Source organism: Arthrobacter sp. 18067, assembly GCF_902706295.1.
GTDB lineage: Bacteria > Actinomycetota > Actinomycetes > Actinomycetales > Micrococcaceae > Arthrobacter.
Window position 1 is genome coordinate 72509 of record NZ_CACSJJ010000023.1, and the last position, 12217, is coordinate 84725.

The window sequence follows — 12217 nt, forward strand, 5'->3', positions numbered from 1 at the left end:
AACCGGCACCCTAGGCGTCGTGGTCGGGCTGGGACTTCGGCACCCGCATGGTGATCAGGGTTCCTTCGCCGGGGGCAGTCTCAATGACCAGTCCGTGCTCGTCCCCGTAAACCTGTCGCAAGCGGGCGTCCACATTCCGAAGACCCACATGGTCGCCGTCTGTGTGGCCCGCGAGCACCGACCGCAGGTGCTCGGGGTCCATGCCGACGCCGTCGTCCTCGATGGTAACTTCAGCAAATGCTCCGGAATCATTGGCGCAAATGGTGATGTGTCCAGGGCCCTCCTTGGCCTCCAAACCATGCCGGACCGCATTCTCCACCAAGGGTTGGAGGCTGAGGAAGGGAATGACCGTGCTCAGTACCTCGGGCGCGATCCGTAGGCTGACCTGGACGCGTTCGCCGAAGCGTGCGCGTTCCAGCAACAGATATCGGTCGATGCAGCGCAGTTCCTCGGCCACAGTGGTGAAGTCGCCATGCCGCCGGAACGAGTATCGGGTGAAGTCGGCGAACTCCACTACAAGCTCACGGGCCCGTGCTGGATCCGTGTTGATGAACGATGCGATGGCATTCAGTGAGTTGTAGATGAAATGCGGGCTGATCTGCGCACGCAAGGCCCTGACTTCCGCTTCCATCAGCAAAGTCCTCGAAGCCTCCAGCTCGGTCAGTTCCAGTTGGGCAGCAATCCAGTCGGCAACCTCGGAGGTGGCTCTCACCAGTCCCGCACCGGCCGCCGGTGCGAGGGCGGCCACTGAGCCAACTACCCTGGAGCCGGCCCGGATAGGAGCAATCACGGCACTGAATCCGTGGTTTCCGTGCTCGGCTTTTGCGGTGGGGCCTTGCCCCGCATGGGTCACCACGGCCGTTCGCCCGGTGGCAAGCACTTCCTCGGCGAGGCGCATGAGGGAGGGCCGGAGTTCCTCGGCAGCTCCATCCCAGGCGAGCACCGAATCGGTGTCCGTGATGGCCAGGGCATCGCAGCCCAGCAGCACCCGCAGTTGTTTGCTGGCTTTAGCTGCCCCGGCAGGCTGGAGGCCGCCCCGGAGGTGCTGCCCGGCGCGTGAGGCTGCGTGCAGCGTGTTGTAGGTGGCGCGCTCTGCATCCGTGCCCAGGTCCCGGAAGGAACGCATCACTTTCAGGCCAACACCCACGACGACGGCGATGGCCAGCACGATCACGGCGACCGCGGCGGCTGTGAAGAGCGGGGAATCTGGCATAAGGCCAGCGTAGTCGGACGTTTTTCCGCATCGCGGCCTGTTTCCCCGCGCGCTCCTCCATATCCCACCGTTTGGCGCAGCACCGCAACCGTTGAGCGACGGCACCGGGCTATTCTCTGGAACAGGCACGGGGCGGCGTTCGATAGTGATTGCAGTCACATTGGCAAGGCGTGTGGAGCTGATGTGGACTCACCACAACCAGGAGGAACCATGGGTAATGAGGCCCAACCCCAGGACGCAACGGCGTCCGTGGACTTCCAGGAAGTCCAGCAGACTGAACGGTTCAAGACACTGCGCAAGCGGCACCGCAGTTTTGTCTTCCCGATGGCAGTCGTATTCCTGCTTTGGTACTTCGCGTACGTTCTCTTGGCCGACTACGCCGTCGGCTTCATGTCCATCAAAGTCTGGGGCAACATCAACGTCGGCCTGATCCTTGGCCTGCTCCAGTTCGTCACCACGTTCGGCATCACGGCGTGGTACGTGAGCTACTCCAACAAAAAGCTGGACCCGATCGCGGCTGAGATCCGCAACGAGATCGAGGGCCGCGAATTCGATAAGGACGGCAATGTGATCAGCGGGGCAGCCAAATGAACACCATGGTCCCGGCAGTCAACGTCGAAGCCCTGAAGGACACCACGCTTCTCAACATGGGCATCTTCGCCCTCTTCGTTGCGGTCACCATGGTGATCGTCTTCCGTGCCAGCCGGAACAACAAAACCGCCGCGGACTACTACGCCGCCGGCCGTTCGTTTACTGGTTCGCAGAACGGCACGGCCATCGCAGGCGACTACCTGTCCGCAGCCTCGTTCCTGGGCATCACCGGCGCCATCGCCATCAATGGCTACGACGGCTTCCTGTACTCCATCGGGTTCCTCGTCGCCTGGCTCGTAGCCTTGCTGCTCGTAGCAGAGCTGCTGCGCAACACCGGCAAGTTCACCATGGCTGATGTCCTCTCCTTCAGGTTGCGCCAGCGCCCAGTCCGTATCGCGGCAGCGCTGTCTACGCTGGCAGTCTGCTTCTTCTACCTCCTCGCACAGATGGCGGGGGCAGGCAGCCTGATTTCGCTCCTCCTGGGCATCAGCGATTGGGGTGGACAAGCGCTGGTGATTATCGTCGTCGGCGCCTTGATGATTATGTACGTCCTCATCGGAGGCATGAAGGGCACCACCTGGGTGCAGATCATCAAAGCCATCCTGCTGATCGCCGGGGCCGCCGTCATGACGGCCATGGTGCTCGCTATCTACGGCTTCAACCTGTCCAACCTGTTGGGCTCGGCTGCCGAAGCCGCCAACAACCCGAACATCCTCAACCCGGGCCTGCAGTACGGCAAGACGGAAACGTCCAAGCTCGACTTCATGTCGCTGGGCTTGGCACTGGTCCTCGGCACAGCCGCCCTGCCTCACGTGTTGATGCGCTTCTACACGGTTCCAACGGCCAAGGAAGCCCGGAAGTCCGTTGTCTGGGCGATCTGGCTGATCGGCCTGTTCTACCTCTTCACCCTGGTGCTCGGCTACGGCGCAGCAGCCTTGGTGGGTGCTGAAACCATCAAGTCCGCCCCCGGCGGCGTGAACTCCGCGGCTCCGCTGCTGGCCTTCCACCTCGGCGGACCACTGCTTCTGGGCTTCATTTCGGCGGTGGCCTTCGCCACCATCCTGGCGGTGGTGGCCGGTCTGACCATCACCGCGGCAGCTTCCTTTGCCCACGACATTTACGCGAATGTCATCTCCAAGGGCAAGGCCGACGCAACCACCGAAGTGAAGGTGGCACGTCGGACGGTAGTGGTGATCGGTGTCCTCGCGATCCTGGGCGGCATCTTTGCCAACGGCCAGAACGTTGCGTTCCTGGTGGCACTGGCCTTCGCAGTCGCAGCATCCGCGAACCTGCCAACCATTATCTATTCGCTGTTCTGGAAGAAGTTCACCACCCAGGGCGCGGTTTGGAGCATGTACGGCGGTTTGGCTGCGGCCATCCTGCTGATCACCTTTTCTCCGGTGGTCTCGGGTGCCAAGACCTCCATGATCCCCGGAGCAAACTTCGCACTGTTCCCGTTGAGCAACCCGGGCATCGTGTCCATTCCCCTGGCATTCTTCCTGGGATGGCTCGGAACGGTCCTGGACAAGCGGCGCGAAGATCCGGCCAAGCAGGCGGAGATGGAAGTGCGCTCACTGACCGGCGTTGGTGCAGAAAAGGCCGTGGACCACTAGCATCCCAAGGCAATGGCTCCTCCTTGCGAATCAGCAAGGAGGAGCCATTTGTGTGACGGCATCACTTCTTCAGGCTCAGCCACTCCGTCAGCTGTTCCAGCGGCCACGTGGTGACGATCCGTTCCTTCGGGACGCCCAGGACCTCGGCGCGTTCCGCCCCGTACTGCAGGAAATCGAGTTGGCCGGGGGCATGGGCGTCGCTGTCGATGCTGAACAGGCAGCCTGAGTCCAAGGCCAGCTTGATGAGGTTGTCGGGCGGGTCCTGCCGCTCGGGGCGGGAGTTAATCTCGACGGCGACGCCCCATTCGGCGCACTCCTTGAAGACTTTGGCGGCATCGAATTCAGACTCTGGCCGGGTGCCACGTGATCCCTGAACCAGCCGGCCCGTGCAGTGTCCCAGGACGTTGGTGTGCGGATCGCTGATTCCACCCAGCATCCTTGCTGTCATGGTCTTCTTGTCCGCCCGAAGCTTGGAGTGGACGCTTGCCACCACAACGTCCAGCCGACCCAGCATGTGGGGCGTCTGGTCCAGGGTTCCGTCCTCAAGGATGTCCACCTCGATGCCTTTGAGCAGCCGGAAGCCATCCTGCGATGCGTTGATCCCCTCCACTACGCCAAGCTGCTCCTCAAGGCGTTCCACGCTGAGGCCGTTGGCGATAGTGAGGTTGGGGGAGTGGTCGGTGAGGGCAAGATATTCGCGGCCGAGTGTCCGTGCGGCGGCAACCATGGACTCGATGGGCGATCCGCCGTCGGACCAGTTGCTGTGGCTGTGAAGGTCGCCACGGAGGGCGGCCCGCAGGGTGTCACCGCCGGATGCCAGCGCCTCTGTGCCGCGTTCGCGCAGATCGGCCAGGTAGTCCGGGACCCTGTCTTCCAAGGCCTGGGTGATGACTTCGGCACTGCGGTTGCCGATGCCCTTGATGCTGGTAATCCGTCCCGTGCGGATCAGTGCCGGCAGCTCTTCGGGCGGCAGGCGCCGGACGGCGTCGGCCGCCTTCCTGAAGGCTTGGACCTTGAAGGATGGGGCCTGGCTTCGTTCGAGCCAAAAGGAGATTTCGTCGAGCGCCTCAATGGGATCCATGGCTCCATGATCCACGAACCAGGCGCACCATCAACAGTGGGCTGTGTTGATGATGCGCCGGTCCGGTCGCCGCCACCTAGTGGTGGTGGCCCGGTACCAGGGCGGGATTGGAGCCCTGGCCGTTTTCTCCGCTGGGGGCCTGACCGTGCTCTCCATGCGGGACAGCGTGCTGTCCCGCCATCGACGCGGCCAGGCCCGGTGTTGCAACTGAAGCAACAACGACGGCGGCTCCGAACGCGGCTGCCAGAAGCCGCCCGGTCCTTGGCTGGCCGTGGGCGCCGCCGTCGTTGGTCTTGTGCTGCCGCCTCAGCCAACCCGCTCCGGCAAGTGCCATGAGCGTCAGGCCAAGGGCGGCAAAGTGGCTCACGTCGAGTGAGCGTTGGGTGGTGATGCCGGCCGCCATGACCGCCACGTGCGCAACGGCTGCGAGGGCCAGGGCGGGAATGGAGTAGCGAGGAAAGACGAGGGTGTTGCGGTGCAGCCCCCACAGGGACCAGGCCAAGAATGCCAATCCCCCTGTGAGGGTTGCCGCACCAGCAACCGCCAAGCCGGGCGTCACGGATCCGGCTCCGGTGAGATACCCGGCGGCAAGGGAAAGCTCAACCATCCCGGCGGCCATCGCTGCGAAGTACACAAACAGCAGGGTCGCTGCGCTCAGCGTGGGGTGATTTCTGCGTTCCATGGCTCTTGCCGTCCTCTCGCTCGTTTGTCGTTGATTAGTCGCTGCTCAGGTGTTGCTCAGGCGCGGGCTGAAGTTACGGCGGCCTTGTCCTGGGACAAGGCAACACCCAGCAGGACCACTGCGCTGGCAAGGTGCAGCACGTTGTCTGCGCCGTTGAGGGCAATGATGTTCAGAGAGCTGCCGACGAGGAAGAGTCCGAGGATACCCACCAACAGGTAGACGCCACCGACGGCCGTGTTGACGGACTTGGACAGCGTGACGCTGTTCATGCCGGAGTAAAGCAGTGCAGCGCCAATGGCCAAGTGGATGATGTTGTGAAGCGGGTTCACGGCGAAGATGATCAAGTTGGCGCCCTCGGTGGCGAAGAAGCCGATTCCCGAGGTGACGAAGAATCCGAGTACGCCTACCAGGAGGTAGACGGCTCCGAAGATGGTGGCGATCAAGCGATTGGGCGAAGTACGCATTGGTCCGAACCTTCCGATGATGGCCGGATTCCCGGCCGTCCTGCTGAGCCCCGGGTGGGGCTCTCAAGCAGTGATTCGGACCATATGCGCAGGTGGATGGGTGAAAGTCCGGAAATATTTTCCGGCAGTTACGGGCGAAGGCGGATGCTGCTCATCTTGAGGTCATTCGTGCCCTCGAAGACGTACTGGAGGTCGATGGTCTTGCCATCGCATTGCAGCTTGCCGCCGAGCTCGGCTTTGTTGTTGCCGTTGGTGGAGTTCACATTCACGGAGTTGTAGTTCGGCTTGCATGAGCTGTCCAGCTGCAGGCTTGCGATACCGTCCACGAACGACTGCTTATCCAACTCGTCCTTCAATGGCTGGCTGAGGTAGTTGTCGTACGCCTGCTCCGATTGCCCGGAGACCACAAGATTGGTGAATTCGTCTGCGAGGGACCTGGCCTTGGATGTGGCGTTGCCCACGAGGTTGACCAGCAAAAGGACACCCACCACCGCAAGCACGATCACCCCCGCAACGATGCTCAGCACGATCCACAGGACTTTTCGGCTCTTCTTGGGGGGCTGCTGGCCGAATTGCCCGGGCGCATACTGACCGGGTTGATACTGACCCTGCGGGTACGGGTTCTGGCCTTGGGGGTACGGGTTCTGCTGGTATTGGCCCGGAGCCGCATACTGCGGGTTGCCCGCTTGCGGAGAAGCGGACGACGGCGGTTGTTGCCACTGCGGTGAGGCACCCGTCTGCGGCGGGTATCCCGGCGGAATCGGGGGAGGGTTCTGTCCGGGGTTGTTGTTCCCGGGCTGGCTGGGTTCTTGCGGGTTGCTCACGATCGTGCCCCTTTCGGCAGCCTCCGGCAGCGCCACCACCTTGCCGGGGACCTCTGGCCGGCCCCCGTTGCGTCCTCTTGCATCAAATCGCATGCCGGTTCCGCGGGCAAGTCCTACGCCCGGAATAACCGCAGGTGGGAAGGGATTTCAGGCCCCGGAGCGCCTTCCGAGCAAGGGCTGCACCCGGTACGGGATCATTTCGCGCATCGCCAGGGCGGTATCTGTCCGTTCCACGCCGTCGCAGCCAAGGATTTTTCCGTTGATGCGGTAGAGGTCCTCCGCGTCCAAAGCAACGACGCGCAACAGCAGGTCCGCTGAACCTGTCAAGCCAAAACCTTCCAGGATTTCCGGGATGTCCGCGAGATCCTGGGCGAGGGAAGCGAGCTTCTGCTGCTGCACATGGACTGTGATGAATGCCGTCAGCGGGTAACCGAGGGCAGCCGGGTTGATCCTTCGCTCGAAGGAAAGGAACGCGTGCTTTTTCTCGAGTTGGGCCATGCGGGCCTGGACCGTGTTGCGGGACAAGCCCAACTTTTGGGCGAGGGCAACCACTGTCCCGCGGGGGTCCTTCGCCATGGCCGAAAGGAGCCGGGTATCAGTGCCATCCAAGGGTTGCATAATGCGCAAGATTAGCACGCCCTGAACCCCCAAAACAGGGCACAATGCTCAACTTCTGCGGGGGTAGTTGTACCCGATGCCTCTTGTGAGTAGGGTCACAATTAACTCCGGCGAAGGTGCCGGAGGGCCGGTCTGCGGCAGGATCACAAGTCCAGCCAGCGCCGACGAAAACGAGCCGGAAGGTTGCGATCACCTGTGTTGACGGATCAGGCGGGCAAGGGAGTGCATCAAGGCACTCCGGGCCCAGGACAAAGTGCACCAAATCCCCTGCGGACTGGCGGCAATCTGCTCCAGCTGGTGTCGCCGGAAGGCGACCGCATCAGCCATCCCGAATTCGATGTCTGGGTTAAGGACATCGGCGACGAGCAATTGTGTTCCCTCTATGAGGACATGACCGTCATCCGCCGTATCGATGCCGAGGCAACGGCACTGCAGCGTCAGGGAGAGTTGGCTTTGTGGCCGCCGCTCCTGGGCCAGGAAGCGGCCCAGATCGGTTCAAGCCGCTCGCTGCGCGACGATGACTTCGTCTTCCCGAGCTACCGTGAAAGCGGCGTTGCTTACGTCAGAGGCGCCCACCTCTCCGAGATCGCCAGGGTGTGGCGAGGCAATGCCTCCTATGGTTGGGACCCGCAGCGAATCAACTTGGCCACGCCACAGATCATCATCGGATCCCAGAGCCTGCACGCCACCGGCTACGCCATGGGCGTCCAGCTGGACGGCGCGAGTACGGCTGTTCTTGCCTACTTCGGCGACGGCGCCACCAGTGAAGGTGACGTGAACGAGGCCATGGTGTTCGCGGCCAGCTATCAGGCTCCCGTCGTGTTCTTCTGCCAGAACAACCACTGGGCTATTTCCGAGCCTGTCCGCATCCAATCGCATGTGCAATTGGCTGACAGGCCTACCGGGTTCGGTATTCCGAGTATGCGGGTTGACGGGAACGACGTCATGGCAGTCATGGCAGCCACCCGGGTTGCCCTGGACCGTGCACGCAAGGGCGGCGGTCCTACCTTCATCGAGGCTGTTACCTACCGCATGGGTCCGCACACTACTGCCGATGACCCCACCCGGTACCGGGACCCCAACGAGCTGGAAGACTGGGCAGCCAAGGACCCGATCCTGAGGCTGCACAAGCTCCTCGAGGCCAAGGGCCTGCTGACTGAGGATGTGGCAGCCCGTGTCAAGGCAAAAGCCGATGCCGTGGCTGCTGAGCTCCGTTCCAGCTGCATCGACATGCCGGACCCACAGCCCTTGGACGTTTTCAACCACGTGTACAGCACGCCGAATTCCTGGATTGAACGTCAGAAGGACCACTACTCGCGCTACCTGAACAGTTTCAACCAGCCAGTCGAGGAAGGTGCACTCTGATGTCCAAGCTCACGTTTGCCCGGGCCATCAACGCCGGCCTCCGCAAGTCGCTCGAAAACGATCCCAAAGTGGTCCTCATGGGCGAAGACATCGGTTCGCTCGGTGGTGTTTTCCGCGTCACCGACGGACTCCAGAAGGACTTTGGAAAGCACCGGGTGATCGATTCCCCGCTGGCCGAATCCGGCATTATCGGCACCGCGGTAGGTTTGGCGTACCGCGGCTACCGTCCCGTGTGCGAAATCCAGTTCGATGGTTTCATCTACCCGGCATTCGACCAGATCGTCAGCCAAGTAGCCAAGATGCACTACCGCACCCAGGGTCGGGTCAAGATGCCCATCACCATCCGGGTCCCCTTCGGCGGCGGCATCGGATCTCCGGAACATCACTCCGAATCACCCGAGGCGTACTTCACCCACACCTCTGGTCTCAGGGTCGTGGCAGTGTCGAATCCGCAGGACGCCTACACGATGATCCAGCAGGCCATCGCGTCCGATGACCCCGTCCTCTACTTCGAACCCAAGCGCCGCTACCACGACAAGGGCGACGTGGACGAAAGCCTGGACCTTTCCACGGCGCTTCCCTTGGACAGGGCTGCCGTGGTGAACGCCGGCACAGACGTGACCCTGGTGGCATACGGTCCTTTGGTGAAAACCGCGAAGGACGCTGCCATGGCAGCAGCCGATGAAGGCATTTCCGTGGAGGTCATCGACCTCCGTTCCCTGGCCCCCGTGGACTATCCCGTGGTGGAGGCCTCCGTCCGCAAGACGGGCCGACTGGTCATCACCCACGAGGCCGGCCAGTCCGGTGGCCTAGGTGCAGAGATTGCTGCCAGCATCACTGAACGCTGCTTTCATTATCTGGAGTCTGCTCCCGTCCGCATTACCGGCTTCGATGTTCCGTACCCCTATTCGAAGCTCGAAATGCACCATCTGCCGGACCTGGACAGGATCCTCGACGGCGTTGACCGCGCCTTGGGCCGCCCGAACTCGCTGAGTGGACTGGAAGGATGACCGCCACCATGATCAAGGAATTCAGGCTGCCGGACCTTGGGGAGGGACTGACGGAATCGGAAATCCTCAGCTGGAAGGTGGCGGTGGGGGACACTGTCACCCTGAACCAGGTCATCGCCGAGGTGGAAACTGCCAAAGCAGTCGTCGAACTTCCGTCTCCGTTCGCGGGAACCGTTGCGGCCCTTCATGAGCAGCCCGGAACGGTGGTGGAGGTCGGGAAGCGGATCGTCTCGTTTGAGGTGGACGACGCCGGATCCTCCAACAGAGGCAGCACCCCGGCCGCTGGCAACGGGTCCGCCGTCGAGACTTCCGCAAATGGTTCTGCGCCCGCGGGCGCCGCTGACGCGGTGGGGAGCCCCGCCAAACGTGAGCCGAACCTGGTGGGGTATGGCGCCGTCGTCGAACATACAGGCCGCCCGACCCGGCGCGCCCGCGGCCAAGTTCAGGAGGCCCACCCGAAAGCCCCTGTCCCTGAGCAGCCACGGTCCGCGCCCGTCGCAGTGCCGGAACCAGAAACGGCAAGCGCCGAGCGGCCCCGCTCCACACCGCCAGTGCGCAAATTGGCGCGCGATCTTGGCATCGATTTGGAACAGGTTCCGGGCACGGGACCCGGCGGGCTCATCACCCGCGAGGACGTCCAGGGCTTTACGAGTACGCCGGAAACCGTATCCGAAGCTCCAGCGGCGAGGGGCGAGCGGGAAACACGCACAGCTATCAAGGGTGTTCGGAAGTTCACGGCCGCCGCCATGGTCCAGAGCGCCTTCACCGCGCCGCATGTGACAGAGTTCCTGACCGTCGACGTCACGGCAACCATGGAGTTGCTGGGCAGGATCAAGGGCAACAAAGCATTCGAAGGGTACAAGCTGACGCCGCTGACCATCGCGGCCAAGGCCATGTTGGTGGCGCTGCGGAACAATCCCACGGTTAACTCCCGCTGGGACGAGGCGAACCAGGAGATTGTCCAGTTCAACTACGTGAACCTCGGCATTGCGGCTGCAACACCCCGCGGCCTGACCGTCCCGAACATCAAGGACGCAGACCAACTGACGCTGCGTGAACTCTCCACGGCATTGACTGAGCTGACGGACACGGCACGTGCAGGCAAGACGTCCCCGTCGGATCTTTCCGGTGGCACCATCTCGATCACCAACATTGGTGTGTTCGGGATCGACGCGGGGACACCCATCCTTAATCCAGGCGAAGCCGCCATTGTCGCCCTCGGCGCTGTGCGTAAGGCTCCGTGGGTTGTCAACGATGAACTCGCTGTCCGGCAGGTCATGTCGCTGAGCCTGTCCTTCGACCACCGCCTGGTGGATGGCGAGCAGGGTTCACGGTTCCTCGCGGACCTTGGCGCCATCCTGTCCGATCCAGCCATGGTCATGACAATGATCTGACGCGTCCCAAGCTGCGCCGGCCCATCCCTTTACGAGTGCTTGCAGGAAACTGCGGTTAAGGGGTGGGCCGGCGCGCGTCAGTCTTCTGTGGGCGTGGTCCGATTGGAGTGGACGTCGCGCCAGCTGTGCTCCGGCTCGAAGCCCAACATCCTGCGCGCCTTGTCGATGGACAACATGGTTTCGTGCTGCCCCAGTTCCTTGAGGACCTCGACGCCGGGGAAGACTTCCGCCGCCAGATCGGCGCTGCGGCGGCCCATGACGGTGTCGGCCGCCGCGATGATGAACGTCTCGAAACCAGGCTGCCCGTGCTCCAAGGCACGGACCACCGCCAAGGCGCCGTCCCGGGCGTCGATATAGCCCCACAGGTTCCACTTGCGCAGCGTTGCATCGGAGTCGAAGGACGGGAAGGCATCGTAGTCTTCCGGGTCCATGACGTTGGAGAAGCGCAGCGCCGTGATGCTCAGCTCCGGGTCCCATCGGGTGAGCTGGATCGCCATCTGCTCTTCGAGGTGCTTGACCAAGGAGTAGGTGCTTTCCGGCCGGGCTGTGTACTCCTCGTCGACGGGAATGTAGGGAGGGTCGATGTCGAAAGGGAGCCCAAGTACGGTCTCGCTTGACGCGTAGACCACCTTTTTGATGCCCGCCCGCCGTGCCGCCTGGAACACGTTGTAGGTGGACACCATGTTGTTTTCGAAGATCGCGGCGTCCGGGGCAAGCCCAGGGGCCGGGATGGCTGCGAGATGGACGATCGCGTCCAGGCCGTTGTGCTGGTCATCCAGGCCGTGGATGACGTCCAGGACCTGCCCGTAGTTCCGCAGATCCACGTTCACGTATCCTCGGCCACGAGTTCCGGCGCGGTCCATGTTGAGCACCTGGTGGCCGTCCTGTGTCAGGCGCCGGACCACGCTCCTGCCCAGTTTTCCGCTTCCGCCAGTGACGGCAATCCTCATGGTGTGCTCCTCGATAGTGACCGGTCCATAGCCCTGTTGCTTTGTGGATTCAGCGGCGGGTTCGAGTTTCAGCCTAGGCTGGGCGGCAGCAGAAAACAGCCTCCCAAGCTGGCCCTGTGAGTCCTAGGAATACTGGAACGACTCAAGGGCATGCGTGTTGCTGGCTTGCCTAACACGGTCTGGCCCGGCCGCAGTGGCCAATCTGCCGCCGTCGAGCTTCCACGCGGGTAAAGCACTTACGCATCACCGGCAGCAAGTCGGCAGGATCTTGCGAACTGCAGAACCGTTCCCTGGCCAGGCAGTAAGCGCTCCTTATGCCTGTGTGCAGCGAACGCCCCCGCAACACCCTTATGTTCTGTGGGGTGTGTGGTGGTGGTTGCGTCGGGGTGTTTGTTTTGGGTCGATGTGGGGT

12 protein-coding genes are annotated in these 12217 nt (G+C 62.7%); 5 read left to right on the forward strand and 7 right to left on the reverse strand.

Annotation, left to right across the window (positions count from 1 at the left end; genetic code table 11):
- Positions 1-10 precede the first annotated feature (10 nt).
- Positions 11-1213, reverse strand: coding sequence for a histidine kinase (locus GVL04_RS20350; protein WP_159707908.1), 1203 nt, complete (start codon positions 1211-1213; stop codon positions 11-13).
- Between the two features lie 210 nt (positions 1214-1423).
- Between GVL04_RS20350 and GVL04_RS20355 the strand changes: the two genes are divergently transcribed.
- Positions 1424-1804: a DUF485 domain-containing protein gene (locus tag GVL04_RS20355; protein ID WP_159707910.1), complete on the forward strand. Its 381-nt coding sequence runs from the start codon at positions 1424-1426 to the stop codon at positions 1802-1804.
- A complete protein-coding gene (locus tag GVL04_RS20360; RefSeq protein WP_159707912.1) occupies positions 1801-3417 on the forward strand; it encodes a cation acetate symporter in 1617 nt (538 codons plus the stop codon). The genes GVL04_RS20355 and GVL04_RS20360 overlap by 4 nt, the downstream gene beginning before the upstream one ends.
- Positions 3418-3478: 61 nt before the next feature.
- On the opposite strand, the gene GVL04_RS20365 is transcribed toward GVL04_RS20360, so the two are convergent.
- The 5 genes from GVL04_RS20365 to GVL04_RS20385 form a co-directional block, all read right to left on the reverse strand.
- Entirely contained in the window at positions 3479-4498 is a 1020-nt protein-coding gene (locus GVL04_RS20365) for a PHP domain-containing protein (RefSeq protein ID WP_159707914.1), read from the reverse strand.
- Between the two features lie 76 nt (positions 4499-4574).
- Entirely contained in the window at positions 4575-5180 is a 606-nt protein-coding gene (locus tag GVL04_RS20370; protein ID WP_159707916.1) for a hypothetical protein, read from the reverse strand.
- A 56-nt stretch (positions 5181-5236) separates the two neighbouring features.
- Positions 5237-5644, reverse strand: a complete 408-nt coding sequence (locus GVL04_RS20375; protein WP_159707918.1) for a DUF4383 domain-containing protein — start codon at positions 5642-5644, stop codon at positions 5237-5239.
- 128 nt (positions 5645-5772) lie between these two features.
- A complete protein-coding gene (locus tag GVL04_RS24555; RefSeq protein ID WP_235036376.1) occupies positions 5773-6468 on the reverse strand; it encodes a hypothetical protein in 696 nt (231 codons plus the stop codon).
- A 147-nt stretch (positions 6469-6615) separates the two neighbouring features.
- Positions 6616-7086 (reverse strand): Lrp/AsnC family transcriptional regulator, encoded by a 471-nt coding sequence (locus GVL04_RS20385; protein ID WP_159707934.1) that lies wholly within the window; start codon positions 7084-7086, stop codon positions 6616-6618.
- A 195-nt stretch (positions 7087-7281) separates the two neighbouring features.
- On the opposite strand from GVL04_RS20385, the gene pdhA reads away from it, so the two are divergent.
- From pdhA to GVL04_RS20400, 3 genes are read left to right on the forward strand one after another with little or no spacing between them, the layout of a single operon-like run.
- Complete coding sequence (gene pdhA, locus GVL04_RS20390; protein WP_159707920.1) at positions 7282-8451, forward strand: pyruvate dehydrogenase (acetyl-transferring) E1 component subunit alpha; 1170 nt, start codon at positions 7282-7284, stop codon at positions 8449-8451.
- Positions 8451-9461, forward strand: coding sequence for an alpha-ketoacid dehydrogenase subunit beta (locus GVL04_RS20395; protein WP_159707922.1), 1011 nt, complete (start codon positions 8451-8453; stop codon positions 9459-9461). The genes pdhA and GVL04_RS20395 overlap by 1 nt, the downstream gene beginning before the upstream one ends.
- Positions 9458-10855 (forward strand): dihydrolipoamide acetyltransferase family protein, encoded by a 1398-nt coding sequence (locus GVL04_RS20400; protein WP_159707924.1) that lies wholly within the window; start codon positions 9458-9460, stop codon positions 10853-10855. The genes GVL04_RS20395 and GVL04_RS20400 overlap by 4 nt, the downstream gene beginning before the upstream one ends.
- A 77-nt stretch (positions 10856-10932) precedes the next feature.
- Here the strand turns inward: GVL04_RS20400 and GVL04_RS20405 are convergent, their stop codons facing one another.
- Positions 10933-11805, reverse strand: a complete 873-nt coding sequence (locus GVL04_RS20405) for an NAD(P)-dependent oxidoreductase (RefSeq protein WP_159707926.1) — start codon at positions 11803-11805, stop codon at positions 10933-10935.
- Between the last annotated feature and the right edge of the window lie 412 nt (positions 11806-12217).